Below are 24,222 nucleotides of genomic sequence, written 5' to 3'. Positions count from 1 at the left end.
CCTCTGGAAGAGATCGTTCCCCGGTGGGGCGCCCGGTCTTCAAAACCGGGAGGGGCGGCCAAGCGGTCCCTGGTAGGTTCGACTCCTGCTCTCTTCCGCCAATCCGTCGCTCAATCCCCACGCACCCAGACACGCGGCGATGCGGACGATACCAGACGACCGATGATCGTCGCTGGGACGCCCGCCGTTTGCAGGGCCGCCAGCGCGTCTTCCGCCTGCTCGGGCGCGAAGGTGATCAGCAGCCCGCCCGAGGTCTGGGGATCGGTCAACAGCAGACGCTGCCATTCCTCCAGCGCAGGATCGAACTCCAGCCGTTCAGAATACGCGCGCAGGTTGGTCCTGGCTCCGCCCGGAAAGAGTCCCTGTCGGGCCAGCTCGAACGCCTCGTCGAGCACCGGCACCGCATCGAACCGGAGTTCGGCACCGACGCCGGCACCCGTGACCATTTCCAGCAGATGCCCCAGCAGCCCGAAGCCGGTGATATCAGTCGCCGCGCGCGCGCCCTGCTCGACCATGATCTCGGCGGCACGGGCATTGGCCGTCAGCATCAGCTCGGTGACGCGCCGCAGGCCCTCGGCGCCGAGGCGCTCGTTCTTGATCGCCGTGGTCAGGACTCCGATGCCCAGCGGCTTGGTGAGGACCAGCACATCGCCGGCCTGTCCCGCTCCCTTGCGCAGGATTCGATCCGGATGGATGACGCCGGTCACGGCCAGCCCGAACAGCGGCTCGGGATTCTTGACCGTATGCCCGCCGAGTACGGGCACACCGACGCTGGCCGCGCCCGCGACCAGTCCGCGCAGCACCTCGGCCAGCACGTCGAGCGGCAGGCGCGTATCCGGAAATCCGGCCACCGAGAGCGCCGAGACCGGGCGCGCGCCCATGGCATAGATGTCGGAGAGACTGTTGATGGCCGCGATGCGCCCATAGTCGAAGGGATCGTCGACCACGGGCGTGAAAGCATCCACCGTCGTCACCAGCGCCAGATCCTCGCGCACACGCATGACCCCGCAATCGTCAGGCGTTTCGAGCCCGACGAGCACGTCCGGATGGGGGACGATCGGCAATCCGCGCAGAACCTGCGACAGCTCGGCTGGGCCGAGTTTTGCCGCTCAGCCCGCGCAGGTAGCGAGTTGTGTCAGTCGAATGCGGGTGGATGGATCGAGCATGGCGTGGATCTCTGGAACCGGTCGGCAACAGGTTGAAGTTCTGGGAACGACGGCTAAGGTAGCGCACCGCCCCCCGAAAACCAACCGCTCCGGCTCTTCGCGGCTACAGTGCGCCTGTCGCGGAGTCGGCGCAATCAGGCTCAGGCGCAGGCCTCACCCGTGCCGAGCCAGAAGCCCAGACTCTTGCGAAGGAACTCGTGCCAGGGCATGTAGTGCGAGCCGTCACAGGAAAAATTCAGCCCGACCATGCCGTTGAAGATGTTGAGCGAGCCGGAGCGCAGATAGATGGTCTCGTCCATGAAGCGCAGTTCGCGGAAGGTGTGGAAGACATCGGCGATCCGCGATTCGGGGATCGACGCATCGCTCGGGTAGTCGCGCCGGGGATAGGCCAGACAGATGCCCGGATCGGCCAGATCCTCGTAGTCGAGTAGCCGGTAGCGATAGGGATCGTCCAGCGTCCAGAGCGTGGCGCGCGAGCTGGAGAAGTGCAGCTTGCCGTGGAAGACGCCGTGCGCGGTCATCAGCTCGACCAGGAGCGCCAGCACCTCGTCGATGCGCGCGTCCATCAGGCTCTCGACGCGCTGCTGGCTGAAGAGCCCTCCCCGGATGGCCGGGTCGCCCTTGAGCTGCACCCAGTCGCCGGAGGGCTGATAGAGTTCGCGCGTCAGCGGCAGCTCGCGCAGGTCGAAGTCGGCACCGAGGAAGCCGAGCCAGTTGCCCGACTCGTCCTCGATACGCTGGATCGCGGTCAGTGAGGGGCGGCGCGCGTTGCGGCTGATGTAGACCGGCGAGAGCGAGAAACGCTCGCCGGCCAGCGCCTCGGCCAGATAGGGCCGGTCGCTTCGGTCGCGACCCATATGCTCGGGCAACAGCCCCTGGGGCGAGGCGTTGGCCGTGATCTGGTGTGCGCTCCGGTCGAGCACATAGAGATACTTGCAGGACGGCAGGTTCGGCAGTGCCTCGACCAGGAGCCGCTCCAGGGACGCGCGCTCGGGCCAGCCGTCACGGGCCTGGAGCGCCAGCCGTTCCAGCAGACCGGCCAGCCGCCCGCGCAACAGCAGACGTTGACGGGCGACGGCCGTTTGCAGTGCTTCACTCATGACGTCACCCGCCTGATCCTGGAACGCTTCTAGAGTCCCATCTTCTCGAAGAAGCTCTTGACCCCGTCGAGCCAGGAGTGCGATTGCGGATTGTGCCGCGATCCGCCTTCCTGAACGCTGGCCTCGAACTCGCGCAGCAGCTCCTTCTGGCGGTCGGTGAGATCCACGGGCGTTTCGATCAGCACCCGGCAGATGAGATCCCCGACTACACCGCCGCGCACGGGTTTGACGCCCTTGTTGCGCACCCGGAACATCTTGCCGGTCTGGGTGCCGGGCGGGATCTTGAGCATCACCTTGCCGTCGAGCGTCGGCACTTCCAGCTCGCCGCCGAGCGCCGCCGTGACGAAGCTGATCGGCACCTGACAGTAGAGATTGGCGTCCTCGCGGGTGAAGATCGGATGCTCCATGACCTGAATCTGGACATAGAGATCGCCCGGAGGCCCGCCCTGCTCCCCACGTTCGCCCTCGCCTGCCAGCCGGATGCGGTCGCCGGTGTCGACGCCCGCCGGTACCTTGACCGACAGCGTCTTCTCTTCCTGGATGCGCCCGCGTCCGCGACAGTGCGAACAGGGTTCCTCGATCACCGCACCCGTGCCCCGACACTCGGGACAGGTCTGCTGGATCGAGAAGAAACCCTGCTGCATCCGTACCTGACCATGTCCGCCACAGGTCGGACAGGTCTTGGGCTTGGTGCCGGGCTTGGCGCCGCTACCGTTGCAGAACTGGCAGTCGACCCAGGTCGGCAGCCGGATCTTGACCTCTTTGCCGGCGACTGCCTCTTCCAGCGTCAGCGACAGGTCATAGCGCAGATCGACCCCGCGCTGTGAACGCCGACCACCGGCGCGTCCACCGCCGCCGAAGATGTCGCCGAAGACGTCGCCGAAGATATCCGAGAAGGAACCGGCACCGGCGAAGTCGCCCGGACCGCCGCCGCCGAAACCGCCGAAGCCGGGGCCGGCGCCATCGACGCCGGCATGGCCGAACTGATCGTAGGCCGAACGCTTCTTGGGATCGGTCAGCACGTCATAGGCCAGCTTGGCCTCTTTGAACTTGGCCTCAGCCTCGCTGTCGCCCGGATTGCGGTCGGGGTGATATTTCATCGCCAGCCGCCGGAAGGCCTTCTTGATGTCGGCCTCACTGGCGTTGCGCTGAACCCCCAGCACTTCGTAATAGTCGCGTTTTGCCATGTATCTGTTTCCGGCTGCTACGCCCGTCCGGCCTTAAAGACCGACGGGCGCGCGAGCCTGGCACCTTATCGCTTGTCGTCCTTGACTTCTTCGAACTCGGCGTCGACCACGTCGTCGTGGCCCGCACCGCTCGCGCCGGCACCGGGCTGGTCGTGCTCGGCACCCGCCGCGCCCGCGTCGCCGGACTTGGCATAGAGGCGCTCGGCCATCTTGCCGGAGGCATCGCCGAGCTTCTTGGTCAGCGACTCGATGCGATCCTTGTCCTCGCCCTTCATGGCTTCTTCCAGCTCCTTGATGGCCGCTTCGATCGCTTCCTTCTCACCGCTCTCGACCTGATCGCCGAGTTGCTCCATCGACTTGCGCGCAGCGTGGATCATGGTGTCGGCCTGGTTGCGCGCGGCGACCAACTGATGGAACTGACGGTCGTCCTCGGCATGGGCCTCGGCGTCCTTGACCATCTGCGCGATCTCGGCCTCGGAGAGACCCGAGGACGCCTTGATCACGATCGACTGCTGCTTGCCGGTCGCCTTGTCCTTGGCCGAGACGTTGAGGATGCCGTTGGCGTCGATGTCGAACTTGACCTCGATCTGCGGCACGCCGCGCGGCGCCGGCGGGATGTCGGACAGGTCGAAGCGACCCAGCGACTTATTGCTCGCGGCGCGCTCGCGCTCACCCTGGAGCACGTGCACGGTGACGGCGGTCTGGTTGTCATCCGCCGTCGAGAACACCTGCTGGGCCGAGGTCGGGATGGTGGTGTTCTTCTCGATCAGCTTGGTCATCACGCCGCCGAGGGTCTCGATACCGAGCGACAGCGGGGTGACGTCCAGCAGCAGCACGTCCTTGACCTCGCCGCCGAGCACACCGCCCTGGATCGCCGCACCGATGGCCACGGCCTCATCGGGGTTGACGTCCTTGCGCGGGGTCTTGCCGAAGAACTGCTCGACCTTCTCCTGCACCTTGGGCATACGGGTCTGACCGCCGACCAGGATGACTTCGTCGATCTGACCGGCCGCTAGGCCCGCGTCCTTGAGCGCGATGCGGCAGGGTTCCATGGTGCGCTCGATCAGATCCTCGACCAGCGACTCCAGCTTGGCGCGGGTGAGCTTGACGTTCAGATGCTTCGGCCCGGTCTGATCCGCCGTGATGTAGGGCAGATTGATGTCAGTCTGCTGGCTGGAGGACAGCTCGATCTTGGCCTTCTCAGCCGCCTCCTTCAGACGTTGGAGCGCCAGCGGGTCGTTGCGCAGATCGAAGCCCTGCGACTTTTTGAAGTCATCGACCAGGAAGTCGATGATGCGCATGTCGAAGTCTTCGCCGCCGAGGAAGGTGTCGCCGTTGGTCGAGAGCACTTCGAACTGATGCTCGCCCTCGATCTCGGCGATCTCGATGATCGAGACGTCGAAGGTGCCGCCGCCCAGGTCATAGACGGCGATCTTCTGATCCCCGCGCTTCTTGTCCATGCCATAGGCGAGCGCGGCGGCCGTCGGCTCGTTGATGATGCGCTTGACCTCGAGACCGGCGATGCGTCCGGCGTCCTTGGTCGCCTGACGCTGCGAGTCGTTGAAGTAGGCCGGGACCGTGATGACGGCCTCAGTGACCGCATGACCGAGATAGTCCTCGGCGGTCTTCTTCATCTTCTGCAAGACCTTGGCCGAGATCTCGGGCGGGGCCATCTTCTTGCCGTTGACCTCGACCCAGGCGTCGCCATTGTCGGCCTTGACGATCCGGTAGGGGACCATGTCCTTGTCCTTGCCGACCACACCGTCCTCGAAACGCCGTCCGATCAGGCGCTTGATGGCAAACAGCGTGTTCTTGGGGTTGGTAACGGACTGGCGCTTGGCCGACTGACCGACCAGCACCTCGCCGTCGCCGGTGTAGGCGATGATCGAGGGCGTGGTGCGGTCGCCTTCAGCGTTCTCGATGACCTTGACGTTGTCGCCTTCCATCACGGCCACGCACGAGTTCGTGGTGCCGAGATCGATGCCGATGATCTTTCCCATGGGTTCTATTCTCCGAAAGCGTTTGGAATGGCGCTCGGGCGCCAAATGATTGGTTCAGTTGGGGCAAGCCCCCAAGCCCTTCAAGTCTATTGCGCGACCGCCGCCTGCGAGACCATGACCAGCGCCGGGCGCGCCAGCCGTCCATTGAGCGTGTAGCCCTTCTGGATGACCAGCACCACCGTGTTCGGCGGCACGTCTTCGCGCGGCTGCATCGACATGGCCTGATGGAACTCGGGATCGAAGGGCTGGTTGGCCGGATCGACCACGCCCACGCCGAACTTCTCCATCACGTCGCCGAGCAGCTTGAGCGTCAGTTCCGTGCCCTCGCGCAGTTTGTCGACATCCGCGCTCGCTTCCTGTGCCGCGTTGCAGCCGAGTTCGAGACTGTCGCGCACCTGGAGCAGCTCGCGCACGAAGCCGTCGAGCGCGAACTTGTGCGCCTTCTCCAGCTCCTGGGCGTGACGGCGCCTGAGGTTCTCCAGTTCGGCGCGCGCGCGCAGTACCTGGTCGCGGCTGTCTTCGATCTCGGCGCGCGCGGCATCCAGGGCGGCGCTCAGCTCCTCGATCGAACGCTCCTCGGTCTGGGCCTCGGACTCGGCGCTCGCCCCGTCCGCCGACACGGGCAGCTCGTCGAGCGTGGTGTCGGCTTCCTTGTAGGCTTCCACGGCCGCGCGCAGGGCCGCCTCGTCGCGCTGGGGCGCTTCCTGGGGCGCCGACTCCGGGCGCTGTGGTTCCGTGCTCATCAAAAAACCTCCGGTTGAAATTCCGCCCCTGGGGGCGCAATCGTTGATTCAGTGTCAGCGGCCCGCCGGTGGGGCCTGCCTTTGCCTTCGCGATCGGGCCTCACTGCCGCAGCGCCGCCGACAGCAGCCGTGCCGTGACATCGACGATCGGGATCACACGCTGATAATCCATGCGCGTCGGGCCGATGACGCCCAGTACCCCGACGACCCGTTCCTCGACCCGATAGGGCGTGGTGACGAGACTACAGTCGTCGAGCAGCGAATAACCCGATTCCTCGCCGATGAAGATCTGCACCCCATCGGCGGCGATGCAGCGGTCCAGGATGTGCAGGATCTCGTGCTTCTGGGTGAAGGCGTCGAACAGCGACTTGAGCCGGTCCATACTGGCCAGCTCGCCGAATTCCATCAGATTGGTCTGACCGGCGATGTAGCAGTCGTCGCGGCCCTCGGCCGAGGCCATCACGTCCTGCGCCAGAGCCAGGGCGCGCATCATCATCTGATCCATATGGGCGTGGGTGCGCCGGAGATCCTCCAGCAACCGCTTGCGCACATCCTTGATGTCCTGACCGGTGAACATCAGGTTGAGATAGTTCGCCGCCTGTTCGAGCTGCGAGGGCGTGAAGCGCCGGTCGGTGTTGAGAATGCGGTTGTGGACCTCGCCCTCGCTGGTGATCAGGATCGCCAGCACACGCGAGTCCGACAGCGGCAGCAACTCGATCTGACGAAAGGCGTGGCGCTCGTGACGCGGCAGCATGACCACGCCGGCCAGATGCGTGATACCCGAAAGCAGGTTCGAGGCCGTCTCGATCAGGGCCTTGGGGTCCAGACGCGCGTTGAACTGGGTGCGCAGTGCGGCGATGTCGTTTTCCGATGGCGGACGCACCGTCAATAGCGCGTCGACGAACAGCCGGTAACCGGCCACCGTCGGCACCCGTCCCGCCGAGGTGTGCGGCGAGGCGATCAGCCCCAGATCCTCCAGATCGGCCATGACGTTGCGCACGGTCGCCGGACTGAGATCGAGTCCGGTATCCTTGGCCAGGGTGCGCGAGCCGACCGGCTGGCCTTCGCGGATATAGCGCTCGACGAGCGCCTTGAGGAAATGCTGCGCGCGCTCGCTGACCTGACCCTCGGAGGTCTGGAGCCTGTCGCCGGCGGATGTGCGTTTCCCGGTGCCCACGATGTTCCTGTTGGATGCTGTCAGAACCGCATGCGTGAATGACGTTTAGCACTCACTGAGCTAGAGTGCTAACACGCAATTTAGGGATTCCTACTCAAGCTGTCAAGGTTGGGACACACTTGGGCGCACAGCGATCCGGTCATCGAAAACGGCTGGAGCCATTGCTAGAATCCGCGACGTCGTCCGACAGGACACCTTTTCATCCACCCACAGACGCGGTTGAACCTATGCCCGCTTTCCAGACGCTCGGCCTCATCGCCAAGCAGGGCGACCCCGAGCGGGTTCGCGGAACCCTCGTGCGCCTGCGCGAACATCTGCGCGCGCGCGCCATCGAGGTGCGGCTGGAGGCCGAGAGCGCCCATCTGCTCGGCGCCCCGGTCGGCGAGGCGCTGGCGCCGGCTCGGCTCGGTGCGGTCTGTGACCTGATCGTCGTGGTCGGCGGCGACGGCACCCTGCTGCACGCCGCGCGCGTCATGGCGCCGCACGACGTGCCGCTGCTCGGCATCAATCTCGGGCGGCTGGGCTTCCTGGTCGACGTCTCGCCCGATCACATCGAATCGGCACTGGACCGCGTCCTGGCCGGCGAGTTCGACTCGGATCGGCGCTCCATGCTCGATGCCCGGATCGTCACCGACCAGGACACCGGCGAACCCGAGGCCGCACTCAACGACGTGACCATCCACAAGTGGGGCACGGCGCGCATGATCGAGCTGGAGATCTGGATCGACGGCGTCTTCGTCAGCGCCCAGCGCTCCGACGGACTCATCGTCTCGACCCCGACCGGCTCGACCGCCTATGCGCTCTCGGGCGGCGGACCGCTGGTCGATCCAGCGCTGGACGCGATCCTCCTGGTGCCCATCTGTCCGCACGATCTCAGCAACCGCCCGCTGGTGGTGCCGGGCGGGCGTTCGATCGAGGTTCGGGTGCGCGGCTCGGAGCAGGGTCATGTGCAGGTCACCTGCGACGGCCAGACCGATCTGCGGCTGCCGCCTGAAGCGCGGGTGCGTATCGCGCGCCATCCGCACGCGGCGCATCTGATCCATCCCAAGGGACACGATCACTATCAGATCCTCCGCGCCAAGCTCCACTGGGGCGGGCATCACATCACACGGACTCCGCCATGCTGACTTATCTCCAGGTCCGGGATCTGGCCATCGTCAGTCATCTCGAACTCGAATGCCATGCCGGCATGACCGCGCTCACCGGCGAGACGGGCGCCGGCAAGTCGATCCTGATCGAGGCGCTCGGTCTGGTGCTCGGCGACAAGGCCGACGCGAGCCTGATCCGCGCCGGACGCGAACGCGCCGAGATCCTGGCCGAGATCGATCTCGATCACGCCCCGGATGCGCGCGACTGGCTGGTCGAGCAGGGCCTGGACGATGACAACGCCTGCGTGGTGCGGCGGCTGATCGTGCGCGAAGGGCGCTCGCGCGCTTTCATCAACGGGCGCGCGGCCACGGGCGCCCAGTTGCGTGATCTGGGCGAACGGCTGGTGGATATTCACGGCCAGCACGCGCATCAATCGCTGCTGCGCGCCAATGCCCAGCGCGAGCTGCTCGACGCCTATGGCGGGCATGGCGATCAGGTCGCGGCGGTCGCGACGACTTTTCGCACCTTCCGCGACCTCGATCAGCGGCTCCAGGCGCTCGAAGCGGCCAGTGCCGATCGCGCCGCGCGGCTGGATCTGCTGCGCTTCCAGGTCGATGAACTCTCGGCGCTCGGGCTGACGGTCGAAGCGATCGAGTCGCTGGATCAGGAACAGCGTCGTCTGAGTCACATCGGACGGCTTCAGGAGACGGTTGGGCGCCTGCTAATCCTGCTCGCGGATGGAGAGCCGGCGATCGACGATCAGTTGCGCGGTGCCACGCGCGAGATCGAGGAACTGGCCGGCATCGATCCGGCACTGGCCGAGAGCCGCGACCTGCTGGAGACGGCCGCCATCCATGCCGGCGAAGCGGCGGCCGGACTGCGCCGCTACCTCGACGGGCTGGATCTGGACCCGGCCGCGCTCCAGGAGGTCGAAATCCGTCTCAGCCAGCTCCACGACCTGTCGCGCAAGTACCGCGTCAAGCCGACCGAACTGCCCGAGCTGCTCGACCAGCGCCGCGCCGAGCTGGAAGCGCTCGAACAGTCCGATGTCACGCTCGGCGATCTGCGCGAACGCCGCGAACGGGTCTGGCGCGACTTCCTCTCCGCCGCCGCCAAACTCACACGCACACGCCAAGTCGCCGCCGAGCGTCTCTCGACCACGGTCACGCGCTCGATGCAGCAGCTCGGCATGAACGGCGGTCAGTTCAGCCTTCAGCTCGACCCGCTGCCCGAGGAGCGCGCGAGCGCCAATGGACTGGAGCGCGTCGAGATGTTGGTCAGCGCCAATCCCGGTCAGCCGCTACAGCCGCTGACCAGGGTCGCCTCCGGCGGCGAACTCTCGCGCATCAGTCTCGCCATCCAGGTCGCCACCGCCGAATGCGGGCGGGTGCCGACGCTGGTCTTCGACGAGGTGGATGTCGGGATCGGCGGCGGCGTGGCCGAGATCGTCGGGCGGCTGCTGCGCCGGCTCGGCGAGTCGCGTCAGGTGCTGTGCGTCACCCACCTGCCCCAAGTCGCCGCCCAGGCCCACCATCAGTTGCGCGTGCGCAAGGAGACCATCGACGGCCAGACCTTCACCCGCATCGAACCGCTCGACGACCGCGCGCGCGTCGACGAGATCGCCCGAATGCTCGGCGGCACCGAGATCACCGCGCGTACCCGCGACCATGCCAGCGAGATGCTCGATTGGACACGCTGAACGCCGCGCCCGATTCGCGGTCGAACCGCAGGTCGTCGCTCCGGGTCCTGTCGTGGAAACGACTGCACTTGAGTAGTCATACGGATTCCTCGCAGACCCGAAACCCATGTTAATGGTGGGCTTGCACGCAAAGACCCTCCTGCTCGGCCCTCGAGAGCCGCGGGATCACCTGACGGGACACTGGCCAAACACTGATCAATGGGTCCATAATCAGCGCCGGCCGGTCGTCAGGGCGTCCCGAGTGCTCATAAGAGACCCAACCCGTTGCCGTAAACCCTGACCGGCTTGCGGCACATCACTGGAGGATGGTTACTATGCCGTTGACAACATCGTTCATCCCAAGCGAGGACAGGCTCGACCTCTCCTTCCATGGCAACCTGGATCTGACGATCACCGACGAAGTCTGCCGCGTGTTCGCCGCGATCCCCGCCAACCTTCAGACCTGCATCATGGATCTGACCTCCCTGGATCGGGTCTTCGACTCCGGTCTGGCGCTGCTTTGGATGCTCAACGAACGACTCCAGCACATCGGCGCGCGGGTCGTGGTCCTGAGCGATCATCCCGAGATCCTCCGCCGCATCCCGCGCATCATGAGTAACGTCCTGAGCGTCGTGCCCCAGGACTCGGCCCTCACCGCGAGGACGGGCTGAAGAACAGCGATCACGACGATCGAGCAGACACCGAGGCCCGCTGCACGCGGGCCTCGGCGCGTCAGCAGGGCAGGCGCAGCACCTCCTCGCAATCGATCCCCCACTGTTCGGGCGCCTCGGCGCCGAGAATCTGATCCGGCCGACCTCGGACCCTGCGCGACAGATCCACGTCCTCGACCGGCAGAAAGCGCCGCCAGCGCGCATCCATCACCACGCGCACGATGGGTTCCATGAGTCCTTCGCGACCGTTTTCCAGCACCACGCCGAGCCGGTTGCTCTCCAGCCGCACCAGACTGCCGACCGGATAGATACCGACACAGCGGATGAATTGACGCACCAGTTGCGGATCGAAATGAAAGCGGCCCCATTCGAGCAGTTTGCGCAACGCCTGATGCGGCTCCATGCCCTTGTGATAGACGCGATCCGAGGTGATGGCGTCATAGACGTCGACGATGGCCGCCATCCGGCCATAGAGCGAGATCGACTCGCCGCCCTTGCCGTCGGGATAGCCGGTGGCGTCGAAACGCTCGTGATGCTCGGCGGCGACCGCGAGCGCCGTCGGCGAAAACCCCGGAATGGCGGCGAGTATGTCGCGGCTGTGGGCGGCATGGCTGCGCATGATCGCGAATTCCTCGTCCGAGAGCCGTCCGGGTTTGTTCAGGATCGCGTCCGGCACCTGGGTCTTGCCGATGTCGTGCAGCAGGGCACCGATCCCGATCTCCTCGATCACGCCTGGCTCCAGGTTCAGTTCGCGCGCGAACGAGACCATGAGTACCGAGACATTGACCGAGTGCTCGAAGGTATAGCGGTCGGTATGGCGGATACGCGCCAGTGCCATGAGCGCGTTCTGATTGCGGAAGATCGAGCCGACCATCTCGCCGATGGTGTTGCGCACCTGTTCCAGCGTGATCGGGAGTCCGAGCCGGGCATCGCGCATGAGTCCGTTGATGACCTGGAGCGCTTCGTTGTGGATGCGCCGGGCCTGCACCCGCTCCTCGGCCAGCGAGACCGGTTGCGGCAGGACGTGCTCCTGCTCGCCGACCTCGACCAGTTCCTGTTCGAGCCGTTCGACGACCTCGCCCTCGGTCGGCGCCTCGGACAGATCGTCGCCCCTGTCGGTGTCGATATAGAGTTCCTGGACACCCAGACGCCGGATGCGGTCGATGTTGGATTCGGACTTGATCTGGAACCGACTGCGCAAAAAGCTGTGATCCAGCCAACCGCAGTTGAGGTCGTGGACATACATGCCGACACGCAGGTCGGCGACGTCGATCTTCTTGATCATGCAACAGCGCATCCGAAGCGAGAGGGTGGAAATCCGTCAAACCGTGCCGTCAAGCCATGGGGGTGCGTATCCGGCGCACTCCAGCGGGATGACACCGGCGCCACGGAACCGCCGATCACGGATTCCGTGGCGCGGACGGGTTGTAGGATCACACTCTAACGACGATTCAGCGCTGAGAGCAAGGCTCTCAATGAGGCGGCCACGGTATCGCGGTCGATCGCCGCGCCGGTGATGGCCTGCCCGTCGATCTCGACCCGGACATAGGCCGCCGCTTCGGCATCCGTGCCCTCGCCGATGGCGTGCTCCTGGTAGTCCAGCACCGAGAGGCTCCGGCCGCTCCAGCGCGTCCAGGCATCCACGAAGGCCGCCATCGCGCCCTGCCCTTGGCCGTGCAGCATCCGTTCACCGTCCGGGGTGCCGATCCGCGCCTCGATGACGTCGTGCCCATTGCGGTCGAGCCGATAGCCGAGCAACCGATGCGGCGCCTGATCGACGATGAAGTGCCGCTCGAAGATGGCGCGAATCTGCGCCGCGTCCAACACCCCGCCGCGCGTCTCGCTCTCGCGCTGGACCAGCGCCGCCAGCTCGACCTGCAACCAGCGCGGCAGACTCAGACCGAACTCCTGCTCCAGCACGAAGGCCACGCCGCCCTTGCCCGACTGGCTGTTGACGCGGATCACCGCCTGATAGTTGCGTCCCAGATCGGCCGGGTCGATCGGCAGATAGGCCACGTTCCAGGGCGCATCCGGCGTCTGGCGTGACAGACACTTGCGGATGGCGTCCTGATGGCTGCCCGAATAAGCCATGTAGACCAGCTCGCCGACCCAGGGATGACGCGGATGGACCGGCAGGCCGGTGCATTCGGTGCAGACGGCGACGATCTCGTCCGGGCGGCTGAGGTCGAGCTTCGGATCGATGCCCTGGCTGTAGAGATTCATCGCCAGGGTCAGGAGATCGGCGTTGCCGGTGCGCTCGCCATTGCCGAGCAGGGTGCCCTCGACCCGGTCGGCACCGGCCAGCAAGGCCAGCTCGGCCGCCGCCACCGCCCCGCCCCGATCGTTGTGGGTGTGCACCGAGAGCACGATCGCGTCGCGCCGGCTGATGTGGTTGGCGAAATGTTCGACCTGATCGGCGAAGACGTTCGGACTCGACACCTCGACCGTGGCCGGCAGATTGATGATGCAGGGCCGCTCAGGCGTCGGCTGCCAGACGTCGAGCACCGCCTCGCAGACCTCGATGGCATAGTCCGGCTCGGTCGCGGTGTAGCTCTCGGGCGAGTACTGGAAGGTCCAGCGCGTCTCGGGATAATCGCGCGCGCCCTGCGCCACCCACTCTGCGCCCTGACGCGCGATCGCCTTCACGCCCTCGCGGTCCTGGCCGAACACCCAGTCGCGCTGCACGGGCGAGGTGGAGTTGTAGACATGGACGATCGCCTGACGCACGCCGGCGAGCGCCTCATAGGTGCGGCGAATCAGATCCTCGCGCGCCTGGACCAAGACCTGGATGGTCACGTCCTCGGGGATGCGATCCTCTTCGATCAACCAGCGCACGAAGTCGTAATCGGGCTGGCTGGCAGCGGGAAAACCGACCTCGATCTCCTTGAATCCGAGCCGCACCAGCAGATCCCAGAGACGCCGCTTCTGCTCGACGTTCATCGGCTCGTGCAGCGCCTGATTGCCGTCGCGCAGATCGACGCTGGCCCAGATCGGAGCCTCGCGGATGGTTCGATTGGGCCACTGGCGGTTGGGCAGGTTCACCACCGGGCCAGGGCGGTAACGTCGGTGGTCGAAGCGGCTCATGGGATGTCTCCTGTGCGGTCGGTGTCGTATCGATATAGGGTCTTGGCCGGTCTCCGGGTCGCGGATCGGGCGCTTGGCTCCTGGTCCGGGTTGGACCGAGCCGGGGTGGTGCGGGCCTTGTGGGCCTTTACCGGGAGGTCGACCGGTGAGTCGACGGTGATTAGACTATCCCAAACCAACCGGCATTCGATTGCGAAGATGGCAGCGAAATAGGCTTTTTGCGCAATATCCTGCCAAAATGCTTTGCCCTGATAAATCCTGACACCCTTCTGTCAAACCCTGACAGCCCGAACGCCGTCATCGAGACATGCACATGAAACTCGACCGCTACGACCGTCAGATCCTCGTCGAACTGCAACGCGACGGACGCCTCAGCAACCAAGATCTGGCCGAACGCATCGGACTCTCGCCCTCGCCCTGTCTGCGGCGCGTTCGCGCGCTGGAAGAAGCCGGATTCATCACCGGCTATCACGCCGAACTCGATGCGAAGAAACTCGACCTGAGTCTCATGGTGATCCTGAGCATCTCCATGGACCGCCACACGCCCGAGCGCTTCGAGCGCTTCGACGCCGCCGTCAAGGATATGCCGGAAGTGCTCGAATGCCTGCTCATCACGGGACGGGACGCTGACTATCAGCTCAAGGTCGTGGTGCGCGACATGGAGGCCTATCAGGATTTTTTGTTGAACAAGATCACACGGTTGGAAGGTGTGGCGGGCGTGCATTCCAGTTTCGTCCTCCGACGGGTCTTGGAACGCCGGGATCTGCCGATAACCTGATACGAGATCGCGCGGCGCAGGAGCCTCTTCCGGCCCCGAGCCTGGAGCCGACGCCGAACGAAACCGACAGGCTGGCACGCGCGATGCCTTCTGATTTGCACAGAGAACGCACTCGCCAATCGAGGTGAGCCGTCAACGACCCCCGCCTGAAGGCGGGAGCTTGTGAAAGCAAGCTCCGACGTTGACCAGACCACGCCCCGAGAGGGGCAGCGTTACCGTGGAATCCGACGCGAGTCGGTGTAATAGGCACTCCGGGATGCTTCCTCAGTCCCGGACACTGCGGCAGGCGGTTAAACAGGTCTACGGGGTACGAAGCCAGTGCCGCCTCCAGGGATGGACCCGAAAGGGTGCGAAAACCCACGGATAACATGGTCGAGGGGAGCGGGCCACGTCGTGAGACGTGGCCCCGTCACCAGGCCCTTACGGGCAGAGCCTCGCGGCCCGGCAGGTGGAAAGCCTGCACCCATTTCGGCGGCGGCACTGTCGCAGCCGCTATCCCTCCCCGCCCTGAAAGACGGGGTTTCTCGCGGAGGAACTGATGAACGACCACGATGAACGTCTCCAACAACAGGTCGCCGGCCAAGAACGCCAGGAGCGCGAACGGCGGATGCGCGGTGTCCTGAACGACATGACGCTGCGTCACGAAAACCGGCTCTATGCCAATACCTCTGGTGTCAGCCGGAACAATGCCGGTCTCGGCTTCCGCCCCGGTTATCTGAATCGGCGCAGTGGCGAGTGCGTGCTGTCGCGCTTCAGTGACGGAACGCCGGCGCCGATCCATGTGCTCGACGGACTGCCCGAGTCCTGGGTGCGGGCACGTGACAACGCCGGCCATGTGGTGGCGGTCGTCGCCGAGGTCGTCTCGGGCTTCGTGCACGAGGATCGCTTCTACACACGCGAAGAGGCGGCCCGAGCGGCAAACCATTGAATGGGACGTCATCCATGGCCCGCTCGACTTCGATAGCCGGACGCCGCCTCATCGTAGCTCAGCCGCTTCTCGGCGGCCTGTTCGCGCACAGGGGCCGGGCCGCCTCCGGTCGCGCGTCCAGACCGACCCGGCCGCTCACCGCATCCTCGATCAGCTCGTTTCCGCCCTTCAGACTCGCCTCGCCGCTCTCAGAAGCCACGCAGCCGGCACGCCGCGCCAGCACGGCGGCGGCCTGAGTCGCCTTGATGGCGGCGGGCTTCCCGTTCTTCTTCGCGCACTCCTCATCGGCACGGCCGTAATAGATCCGCGTCTCGCCGAGTTCGGCACCCCAATCCGTTCTGGTCAGCGTCGACGCGTTCAAAAACGATGGCCGATGCCGGCAACACAGCCAGACGAGAGTTAGACTGCCAAGTGGAATCCGGAGTCCTTGACAAAAATAGGGCGCTACCCGATTTCTGTGCTTCGGATTTTCACATCGGAAGGTCGGAATTCGATCCGCCGCGTCCACCTCGCCCCAGGACTCAATGCCATGAGGCAAACCGCATGAACGCCTCGATCACGCTTCCACGTCCTGGCCGGTACGCCCGAGCAACCGAGTTCCTGGTCGTCCTCGCCATCATCGCGCTCTGCGTGTTCGGCATCCTCTATGTCCTGGAAGAACGGCAGACGCGCGAGGGTATTCGCCTTGAGGCGATGGCCGATTTACATGCGCGACAGATCGCCGATTGGCTGCTCGAACGCCAGAGCGACGCCGAGGTGATACGTTTCAGCCCCAGCCTGCGCAATCATTATCAGCACTGGCTTCAGGGCGACCGCGACGCGGCAGAGCGCATGTGGGCACGGCTGGGCCCCTTGCTCATCGCGCGCGGTTTTCAGGCGATCTATCTCTACGATCACAATGATCGGCTTGTCTGGAATACACCGGACAGCCACACACACACCTCGCCCGAGCTGCTGCAAGGTTTGCGGGATGCCAACCAGAGTCGCCACGTTCAGCGAATCGGCCCCTATCTCGATGATAGCGGCCAAACGCATCTGGATTATGTGGTACCGCTTGAGACGGATGAAGAACACACGCCACTGGTGGTTCTGAACGCCAACTTCGAGGATCGGCTGTGTCCGACCGTCAATGGCCAGCACGACTTCAGCCAGAGCGGCGAGAGCTTTCTCTTCCGGCGCGATGGCGATCAGGTGCTGTATCTCTGTCCCTTGCGTCATCAGCCGGACGCGGCACTGCGGTTTCGTCTGCCGCTGACCAGCGACCGCTTGCAGGCGGCGCGACAGGTGCGCGGCGAATTCCCATTGGGCGAGTTGACGGTGGGATACGACTATCGGGGGGTTCTCGGTCTGGGCGTGGCGCAAGCCGTCGCCGGAACCGACTGGTTCGTGGTCGCCAAACTGGATCTGGCCGAAATCTGGGCGTCCGTGGCGCTTGAGATCGTGCTCATTGCACTGGTTGGGGTGCTGATGAGCATCAGCGTCATATCCGGGGCGCGCGTGTTGCGACAGCGCCACCAGCTCGCCTTGGTCGCCGCAACCCAGGAAGCCCAGACCGAACGGCTCAACGCGCTCGAACAGCTGCGTGAAAACGAGGAGCTGCTGCAAATCCTCATCGACTGCACGCCGGCCTCGCTGGCCATGCTCGATCGTGAGATGCGCTATCTGATCGTCAGCCGGCAGTGGCTGCAAGATATCGGGATGCTCGAACACAACCTCATTGGCCAACGGTATGACAGCGTCTGTCCCAATCTCCCTGAGCACTGGAAAGCGGCCCATGCGCGCGGACTCGCCGGCGAGGTGGTCAAATTTGAGGCAGAGCACGTCGAATGCGCCGACGGCCGCCTGCGCTGGAAGCGTTTGGAAGTGCATCCCTGGCGGATGGCCGATGATCAGGTTGGCGGGATCACGCTCCTGACCGAAGACGTCACGGAGCTCAAGGAGACCGAGCTGGCCTTGCGCGCGAGTCAACAGCGCTTGCAGGACAATCGGGAGCTACTGCGCACCCTGATCCGCAGTATTCCCGACCTGGTGTGGCTGAAGGATACCCAAGGTGTCTACCTGACCTGCAACGCCCGCTTCGAAAGACTATATGGCGCCTCCGAGTCACAGATCATTGGCAAGACCGACTACGATTTCGTACCGCGCACGCTGGCAGACTTCTTCCGCACCAATGATCTCGCCGCCATCGCCGCCGGCGGTCCTCGGAGCAACGAGGAGGAGCTGACCTTTGCCGGCGATGGTCATCGCGAGCTGGTGCAGGTGATCAAGGCGCCCGTCTATGACACGCGCGGCACCCTGATCGGGGTGCTCGGCATCGGGCGCGACATCACCCAACTCAAGCGTGCGGAAGCGGAGCTGGCGCTGCACCGTCGGCATCTGGAGGAGCTGGTCGCGGAGCGTACCGCCGAACTCACGGCGGCACGCGCCGAAGCCGAGCGGCTGGCACGCGCCAAGAGCGAGTTCCTGGCCAACATGAGCCACGAGATCCGCACGCCGATGAATGCGGTGCTCGGACTGGCCTACCTGTTGGAGCGCATGGATTTGCCGGATGCGGCGCACGAACTGACGCGCAAGATCCATCTGGCCGGACGCAATCTGCTGGGCATCCTCAACGACATCCTCGACTTCTCCAAGATCGAGTCGGGCCATATCGAGATCGAGCGCGCGCCCTTCCAGCTCGACGAGGTGCTCGACGGCCTGGCCACCATCATGACCGTCACCGCTGGCGACAAACCGCTCGAACTCGTCATCCGACCGCCGGACTGCCTCGACTGCACCCTGCTCGGCGATGCGCTGCGTCTCAGCCAGGTGCTGATCAACCTCACCAGCAATGCCGTCAAGTTCACCGCCTCCGGAAGCGTCGAGGTCGGGGTCGACCTGCTCGAACGCACCGCCTCCGAGATCCGGGTCCGCTTCTCGGTTCGGGACACGGGCATCGGCATCGACGAGGCCACGCAGTCACGGTTGTTCCAGCCCTTCGCTCAGGCCGATGCGTCCACCACGCGCCGCTTCGGCGGTTCCGGTCTCGGACTGGTCATCTCGCGGCGTCTGGTGGAACTCATGGGCGGGCGCCTGGAACTCGACAGCCGTCCCGGCGAGGGCAGCACCTTCAGGTTCGAGCTGCGCTTCGAGGTACTGGACACCGCCTCCAGCCATCTGACTGGGACGGCCAGGATGCGGGTGCTGATCGTCGAGGACGATCCGCTCGTGAGCGAGGCGCTCGCGGCCACGGTCACGGCGTTGAAATGGTCCGCGACCCAGGTGGCATCCGGGCATCAGGCACTCAACCTCGTGCAGCGCGACAGCACCTGGCAGGGACCGGGTGCACTCGTGCTGCTGGATCATCGCCCGCCCGAACTGGATGGGCCGGCTATCGCCTCCGCGATCCGTCAGGCCCTTCCGAACGCGGCCCAGCCCCTGCTGTTCCGGCTGACCTGTGCGCCGCGCGAACCGGAGCCGGAGCCGGAAACGCCGGGCGCAGCAGGGTTCGACATGGTTCTGTCGAAGCCGCTGACGCCCTCGTCACTCCATGACGCCGTGATCCAGGCGCGCCGACAGCGTTTGGGCGTCCAGCCGCTCACCGATCCGAAGCCAAACAACGCGCCCCGACTGGCGGGTCTGCGCCTGCTGGTGGTCGATGACAGCGACATCAATCGCGACGTGGCCCAGCGCATCTTCAGCGACGAGGGCGCCGAGGTGTACCTGGCCAACGATGGACGCGAGGCCGTGGACTGGCTGATCGCCCATCCGGACGCGGTGGATCTGGTGCTGATGGATGTGCAGATGCCGGTCATGGATGGGCGCGCCGCCACACGCCTGATCCGCGAGACGCCCAGCCTGCCGCGACTCCCCATCGTCGCGCTGACGGCGGATACGGTGGGCGATCAGCAGAGCGCGGCGCTGGAAGCGGGCATGGATGCCTTTTTGTCCAAGCCGTTCGACGTCGCCGAGACCGTGGCACTGATCCTGTCGCTGGTGACACCGCCGACTGATGCGCACCACGCGGCGGACAAGCCGGCAGACAGCGCACATGAAACACGGCCCGCCCCGTCAGTCGCACCGCACCCGGACCTGCCCGGTATCGCCATCGACCGGGGACTGGCCATCTGGCGGGAGCCGGACCTCTATCGCCAGTACCTGCGCCGCTTCGGGCGCGACTATGCCGACAGCGCCCAGGCCATCGCCGACGCCGAACCCGAGGCGGCGCAACGACTCGCCCACAAGCTCAAGGGCGCGGCGGGCAATATGGGCCTGACTGAAGTCGCCAATCAGGCCGATGTCCTGGAACACCGACTGGCGGCGGGGCTGACCATCTCGGTAGAGGCGCTACGCGACGCCATTACGACAGCCTTGGAGTCCATCGCCCGCTATGCGCCGGACACCACCGCCGCCATGACCATTCCGCCCGAGGTTCGACCTGAAACGTCCATGGAACCGCCTCACGCACAGATCGAAATCCGGCTGCGCGAGGCCCTGAGCGCCTTCGAACGATTCGATCCCCCGGCGGCCGGACCGGCCCTGGAGGCGCTCGCGGCTCACCTGTCCAGCGAACGCCTCGCCCCGCTACGCGAAGCGGCCGAGGCGTTCGATGCCAAAGCCGGCATGGAGGCCGTGCACGCGCTCGCGGCGACATTGTCCATTCATCTGGCGCGTTGAGCATACAGCGCTGCGACACAAACGCCTGGTCGATCGAACGCATCATATCGCTGGGCCAATGCGCTGTAGGCGATCCCGGCTGCTAAAATCCGCCATGGCCATCGTCGGCTGAGTGGGGCTTTTCGCCAAAACTGATGAACATCCGTCCATGGACCCTGATTCTCGCTCCACTCGCGCTGGCCGGTGCGGCGATCCTATCGTTCAGCCTTGGCCCGGAGCCGGATGACACCCTGGCCCGCGTCCGTGCCGAGGGCGTGATCCGTATCGGCTATGCGGTCGAGCCGCCCTATGCCTTCGTCACACCCGGTGGCGAGGTGACGGGCGAGTCGCCCGAGGTCGCCAAGATCCTCGTCGCCCGACTCGGCATCGAGCACATCGTCTGGTCGCAGATGGCCTTCAGCGAACTGATCCCCGCGCTGCAAACGGGACGGATCGACGTCATCGCCGCCGGACTCTTCGTCAACGCCGAACGCGCGCGGCAGGTTCGCTTCTCCCGACCGACCTTCCGGGTGCGTCCGGCCCTGCTGGTGGCCAAGGGCAATCCATACGGACTGCGTGCCTGCGAGGATCTGCTCGGTCAGCCCGAGTTGCGTGCTGCGGTCATCGCCGGCTCGGTGGAGCAAGCCCTGCTGCACCGGGTGGGGCTGGCGGACGAGCGGCTGGTACAGGTTCCCGACGCCCTCACCGGCTACAGGGCCGTCGAATCCGGACTGGCCGACGCCCTGGCGCTGTCGTCGCCCACGCTACGCTGGCGCCTGGAACAGGCCCCACTCGCCGGTGCGGAACTGGTCCAGGTGCCGGATAAACAGTCGACATTCGCCGGCGCGGACTATGGCATCGGCGCCTTTGCCTTTCGCTTGATCGATCAACGGCTCGCCCAAGCCTGGGATGAAGCGGCGCGCGACTATATCGGCGGTGCCGAACATCAGGCACTGCTGAGGCGCTTCGGCTTCAGTCCTGCCGAGGTTCCACGGCCGGTTGCTCATGGGTCTACGCATGACTGAACACACGCACTCCAGCCAGCCACCCTTCGCGTTCAGGCTGAGATTCGGGTTGAGCCTGGCCATTGTGCTGGCGGCCGGGGTCTGTTCCCTGCTGTTCTGGCAGCATTTTCAGCAGCGCGCCGTGCTGGAAGCCACGACCGACTCTCTCGACGAGATCCGTCAGGCGCGGCTTGATCTGGCCGAGGGCTTTCTCCACTGGAATCTCGCCGACACACCTGACGCGCCCTTCAGTCGCGACAGCGCCCTGGGCCTGTTGAGGCAGGCGATCCAGTCCTTCGAACAGGCGCTCGATGTACCAGGGTGGCTCGATATGGCCGCCGCAGAGCCGTTCCGGCGCAACGTTCTGGAGTTCGAGCGGCGACTCATCGACTGGAATCCTGACGACCCCGCCAAGCCGCGCACCCTGGTGCAACTGCGCATCCTCTACGCTGAGCTGGAGCGTCAGGCCGAGCAGTTGGACATAGCGGTACGCAACACGCTGACCCGACTGGACCGCCAGAGCGATCACAACTTCGCGCTGACCCTGGGCGGCTCGGCCCTCTCCCTGCTCCTGATCATCGCCATCCTGGCCGTGGCGATCCGTCAGCAGCATCTGATGCTCGCCGCGCGCACTGAGGCGGAAAACGCCCTGCGCGAGAGCCAGACGCTACTCCAGACGCTGTTTCGCGCCATCCCCGATCTGGTGTGGTTGAAAGACCCCAACGGTGTGTTCCTGGGCTGCAACCCGCGTTTCGAATCGTTACTCGGCCTCCCGGAAGCCGAGATCGTCGGCAAGACCGATTACGACTTCGTCGATCGGGCGCAAGCCGATCTCTTCCGCGCCAACGATCAGAATGCGATCGCGGCCGGTGGTCCGCATGTCAACGAGGAAGTCCTGGCGTTTGCGAGCGACGGTCATCGCGAGCTGATCCAGGTCGTCAAGACACCCATCCGCGATTCGGCCGGGACATTGATCGGCGTGCTGGGCATCGGCCGCGACATCACCGCACTCAAGCTCACCGAGCAGGAGTTGCAAAATCATCGCGACCATCTGGAGGATCTGGTGGCGGAGCGCACCGCCGAACTCATGGCCGCCCGCGAGCAGGCCGAGGCCGCCAACCAGGCCAAGAGCGTCTTTCTGGCCACCATGAGTCACGAGATCCGCACGCCCATGAATGCCGTGCTGGGATTCTGCAATCTGCTCTACCGGCGTCGGCTGGACGCTGAGAGCCATGATCTGGTGCGCAAGATCCAGGTGTCCGGAGCCCTGCTGCTGAACTTGATCGAGGATATCCTCGATTTCTCCAGGATCGAGGCCAACCGGCTCGAAATCGCCGCCTCCCCCTTCGATCTGCGACGCGTCCTGGAGGATCTCGCCGCCATCATGGAGACGGAGGCCGGACGCAAGGGCCTGGAGCTGGAGATCGCGCCACTGCCCGAGGTGAACGACCTGATCGGCGACGAGCGACGCCTCAAGCAGGTGTTGCTCAAACTGCTGGCCAATGCCGTCAAGTTCACCGAACAGGGCCGGGTGGAGATCCGGGTCGATCTGGAATCCGAAGACATGCGGGAAGTGCGCCTGCGTTTCTCGGTGCGTGACAGCGGAATCGGCATCGCCCCCGCGCAGCAGGCCGCGATCTTTTCGGCCTTCAATCAGGCCGACGGCTCCATCAGCCGTCGTTTCGGCGGCACCGGCCTGGGGTTGGCCATCAGCCAGCAACTGGTGCACGCGATGGGCGGCCGGCTCCAGGTGACGAGCGAGCTGGGCCGGGGTAGCGAATTCTGGTTCGAGCTGCCGTTCCGGCGCGATCCGCGCGCGCTGTCCGGGGTGACGGCGGCACAACCGTCGGAGGACGCGGCACCGCGACTGCGCGGCGTGCGGGTGCTGGTGGTCGACGACACCGAGATCAACCGTGATCTGATGCAGTATGTGCTGGAAGGCATGGGCGCGAGCGTCGTTCTCGCCGTTGACGGTCAGGAAGCACTGGACTGGCTGGACGCCCACCATCGCGATGTGGATCTGGTGCTGATGGACGTACAGATGCCCAACATGGACGGTTACACGGCGACACGCCTGATCCGCACCCGGCCGTATGGTCAAGGGCTTCCGATCATCGCCTCGACCGCCGGCGACTTTCAGGCGTTTTGCAAAAAAGCCCGCGAGGCCGGCATGGACGATTTCATCGCCAAGCCCTTCGAGACCGAGCAGCTCCAGAGTCTGATCGAGCGTCACATTCGCCCGTCCGGTGGGGTCGTCTCATCGGGAGACATCCAGGTGCCGGCGTCTTCGGAACCGGCGTCCGATCCAGCCGATCCCGCGCCTCCCATCCTCGATCGAGCGGCGGGCATCAAGCAATGGGGCCGTACCGAGGTCTACCAGACCTACCTGGAGAAGTTCGGGGTCCAGTACGCGGACACGGGTGACACCCTGGCGACCCTGTGTCGGCAAGGCGACTTCAAGGCGGCGGCGGCACTGGCCCACAAGCTGGCCGGTGCCGCCGGCAATCTGGCGCTGCCGCGTCTGGCCGCGCTGGCCCGGCGACTGGAGTCGCACCTGATCGCCGGCGAAACGGCGGCGGCCCTGGACATCCTGCCCGATCTGCACGCCGGCTTCGACGCGACGCGCGACGCGATCGCCGACTCAGCGCCCCAACGCTCGGAGACACCGCGACAGCGATTCGCCTCGACCATGCACGCCGATGACGTGCTGGAGCGGCTGAAGGCGCTGCTCGACGCGCTGGAACAGCATGATCTCGGGCGGGCGGAAGATCTGTTGCGACAACTGCGCGAGCCGTTGCAGGATTCCTTGCTCGATATCGAGAACGCCGTCACAGATTTCGACCTGAATGGCGCGGCGGCTTTGACTCGGGCATTTTGTCAAGAATTGAATTCAGGTCGACAGCAATGACATTGGTCAATGAAAATAACGTCGATCGCCAAACATTGAGGCGCGTCCTGACCTGAATCAAAAAGAAGCGTCGA

At 65.3% G+C, this 24,222-nt stretch carries 17 protein-coding genes and 1 tRNA gene; 9 read left to right on the top strand and 9 right to left on the bottom strand.

Translation table 11 applies throughout. The features are described from left to right. The first annotated feature begins 5 nt into the window (after positions 1-5). Positions 6-101 (top strand) — tRNA-Sec (locus ALVIN_RS17540). Positions 102-110: 9 nt separating this feature from the next. Here ALVIN_RS17540 and selD read toward each other — a convergent pair. The 6 genes from selD to hrcA form a co-directional block, all read right to left on the bottom strand. Beyond that, the gene (gene selD / locus ALVIN_RS06855; RefSeq protein WP_263053328.1) at positions 111-1,166 is read right to left on the bottom strand and encodes a selenide, water dikinase SelD; all 1,056 of its coding nucleotides are present in this window, start codon (positions 1,164-1,166) and stop codon (positions 111-113) included. A gap of 140 nt (positions 1,167-1,306) precedes the next feature. After that, complete coding sequence (locus tag ALVIN_RS06850; RefSeq protein WP_012970597.1) at positions 1,307-2,266, bottom strand: PDC sensor domain-containing protein; 960 nt, start codon at positions 2,264-2,266, stop codon at positions 1,307-1,309. Between the two features lie 29 nt (positions 2,267-2,295). Beyond that, complete coding sequence (gene dnaJ / locus ALVIN_RS06845) at positions 2,296-3,453, bottom strand: molecular chaperone DnaJ (RefSeq protein WP_012970596.1); 1,158 nt, start codon at positions 3,451-3,453, stop codon at positions 2,296-2,298. A gap of 65 nt (positions 3,454-3,518) precedes the next feature. Then, positions 3,519-5,453 (bottom strand): molecular chaperone DnaK, encoded by a 1,935-nt coding sequence (dnaK, locus tag ALVIN_RS06840; RefSeq protein WP_012970595.1) that lies wholly within the window; start codon positions 5,451-5,453, stop codon positions 3,519-3,521. Between the two features lie 86 nt (positions 5,454-5,539). Next, a complete protein-coding gene (gene grpE, locus ALVIN_RS06835; protein ID WP_012970594.1) occupies positions 5,540-6,196 on the bottom strand; it encodes a nucleotide exchange factor GrpE in 657 nt (218 codons plus the stop codon). 100 nt (positions 6,197-6,296) lie between these two features. Next, complete coding sequence (hrcA, locus tag ALVIN_RS06830) at positions 6,297-7,373, bottom strand: heat-inducible transcriptional repressor HrcA (protein ID WP_012970593.1); 1,077 nt, start codon at positions 7,371-7,373, stop codon at positions 6,297-6,299. A gap of 227 nt (positions 7,374-7,600) precedes the next feature. Here hrcA and ALVIN_RS06825 point away from each other — a divergent pair, with 227 nt between their 5' ends. From ALVIN_RS06825 to ALVIN_RS06815, 3 genes are all read left to right on the top strand, one after another. Then, on the top strand, positions 7,601-8,500 hold the full coding sequence (locus tag ALVIN_RS06825) for an NAD(+) kinase (protein WP_012970592.1): 900 nt from the start codon (positions 7,601-7,603) through the stop codon (positions 8,498-8,500). Beyond that, positions 8,494-10,161, top strand: coding sequence for a DNA repair protein RecN (gene recN, locus ALVIN_RS06820; protein WP_012970591.1), 1,668 nt, complete (start codon positions 8,494-8,496; stop codon positions 10,159-10,161). Before ALVIN_RS06825 ends, recN begins: the two co-directional genes overlap by 7 nt. A gap of 314 nt (positions 10,162-10,475) precedes the next feature. Further along, positions 10,476-10,811 (top strand): hypothetical protein, encoded by a 336-nt coding sequence (locus tag ALVIN_RS06815; protein ID WP_012970590.1) that lies wholly within the window; start codon positions 10,476-10,478, stop codon positions 10,809-10,811. A gap of 61 nt (positions 10,812-10,872) precedes the next feature. On the opposite strand, the gene ALVIN_RS06810 is transcribed toward ALVIN_RS06815, so the two are convergent. Further along, complete coding sequence (locus tag ALVIN_RS06810; protein WP_012970589.1) at positions 10,873-12,096, bottom strand: HD-GYP domain-containing protein; 1,224 nt, start codon at positions 12,094-12,096, stop codon at positions 10,873-10,875. A gap of 155 nt (positions 12,097-12,251) precedes the next feature. After that, positions 12,252-13,895, bottom strand: coding sequence for a 2-isopropylmalate synthase (gene leuA, locus ALVIN_RS06805; RefSeq protein WP_012970588.1), 1,644 nt, complete (start codon positions 13,893-13,895; stop codon positions 12,252-12,254). Between the two features lie 313 nt (positions 13,896-14,208). On the opposite strand from leuA, the gene ALVIN_RS06800 reads away from it, so the two are divergent. Then, complete coding sequence (locus ALVIN_RS06800) at positions 14,209-14,673, top strand: Lrp/AsnC family transcriptional regulator (protein WP_012970587.1); 465 nt, start codon at positions 14,209-14,211, stop codon at positions 14,671-14,673. A 538-nt stretch (positions 14,674-15,211) separates the two neighbouring features. Continuing rightward, positions 15,212-15,601, top strand: coding sequence for a hypothetical protein (locus ALVIN_RS06795; protein WP_012970586.1), 390 nt, complete (start codon positions 15,212-15,214; stop codon positions 15,599-15,601). Positions 15,602-15,659: 58 nt separating this feature from the next. Here ALVIN_RS06795 and ALVIN_RS06790 read toward each other — a convergent pair whose 3' ends face one another. Next, complete coding sequence (locus ALVIN_RS06790; protein ID WP_043795555.1) at positions 15,660-15,962, bottom strand: hypothetical protein; 303 nt, start codon at positions 15,960-15,962, stop codon at positions 15,660-15,662. Between the two features lie 182 nt (positions 15,963-16,144). Here ALVIN_RS06790 and ALVIN_RS16575 point away from each other — a divergent pair, with 182 nt between their 5' ends. The 3 genes from ALVIN_RS16575 to ALVIN_RS16570 all read left to right on the top strand — a co-directional run bounded on the left by ALVIN_RS16575 (position 16,145) and on the right by ALVIN_RS16570 (position 24,148). Continuing rightward, positions 16,145-20,257 (top strand): response regulator, encoded by a 4,113-nt coding sequence (locus ALVIN_RS16575; protein ID WP_012970585.1) that lies wholly within the window; start codon positions 16,145-16,147, stop codon positions 20,255-20,257. A 134-nt stretch (positions 20,258-20,391) separates the two neighbouring features. Next, positions 20,392-21,261: a transporter substrate-binding domain-containing protein gene (locus ALVIN_RS06780; protein ID WP_012970584.1), complete on the top strand. Its 870-nt coding sequence runs from the start codon at positions 20,392-20,394 to the stop codon at positions 21,259-21,261. A 49-nt stretch (positions 21,262-21,310) separates the two neighbouring features. Further along, entirely contained in the window at positions 21,311-24,148 is a 2,838-nt protein-coding gene (locus ALVIN_RS16570) for a PAS domain-containing hybrid sensor histidine kinase/response regulator (RefSeq protein ID WP_050750298.1), read from the top strand. Positions 24,149-24,222: the final 74 nt, after the last annotated feature.

Origin of the sequence: Allochromatium vinosum DSM 180, from assembly GCF_000025485.1 — a bacterium.
Lineage (GTDB): Bacteria > Pseudomonadota > Gammaproteobacteria > Chromatiales > Chromatiaceae > Thermochromatium > Thermochromatium vinosum.
Note: the sequence above shows the minus strand (reverse complement) of the source record. Positions and strands in the feature narration are given on the sequence as shown.

Coding starts and splice junctions, on each gene's coding strand:
- dnaK (WP_012970595.1), bottom strand. CDS start 5,453: ATGGGAAAGATCATCGGCATCGATCTCGGCACCACGAACTCGTGCGTG.
- leuA (WP_012970588.1), bottom strand. CDS start 13,895: ATGAGCCGCTTCGACCACCGACGTTACCGCCCTGGCCCGGTGGTGAAC.
- recN (WP_012970591.1), top strand. CDS start 8,494: ATGCTGACTTATCTCCAGGTCCGGGATCTGGCCATCGTCAGTCATCTC.
- ALVIN_RS06850 (WP_012970597.1), bottom strand. CDS start 2,266: ATGAGTGAAGCACTGCAAACGGCCGTCGCCCGTCAACGTCTGCTGTTG.
- ALVIN_RS06825 (WP_012970592.1), top strand. CDS start 7,601: ATGCCCGCTTTCCAGACGCTCGGCCTCATCGCCAAGCAGGGCGACCCC.
- ALVIN_RS06800 (WP_012970587.1), top strand. CDS start 14,209: ATGAAACTCGACCGCTACGACCGTCAGATCCTCGTCGAACTGCAACGC.
- ALVIN_RS06795 (WP_012970586.1), top strand. CDS start 15,212: ATGAACGACCACGATGAACGTCTCCAACAACAGGTCGCCGGCCAAGAA.
- ALVIN_RS16575 (WP_012970585.1), top strand. CDS start 16,145: ATGAACGCCTCGATCACGCTTCCACGTCCTGGCCGGTACGCCCGAGCA.
- ALVIN_RS06780 (WP_012970584.1), top strand. CDS start 20,392: ATGAACATCCGTCCATGGACCCTGATTCTCGCTCCACTCGCGCTGGCC.
- ALVIN_RS06810 (WP_012970589.1), bottom strand. CDS start 12,096: ATGATCAAGAAGATCGACGTCGCCGACCTGCGTGTCGGCATGTATGTC.
- grpE (WP_012970594.1), bottom strand. CDS start 6,196: ATGAGCACGGAACCACAGCGCCCGGAGTCGGCGCCCCAGGAAGCGCCC.
- dnaJ (WP_012970596.1), bottom strand. CDS start 3,453: ATGGCAAAACGCGACTATTACGAAGTGCTGGGGGTTCAGCGCAACGCC.
- ALVIN_RS06815 (WP_012970590.1), top strand. CDS start 10,476: ATGCCGTTGACAACATCGTTCATCCCAAGCGAGGACAGGCTCGACCTC.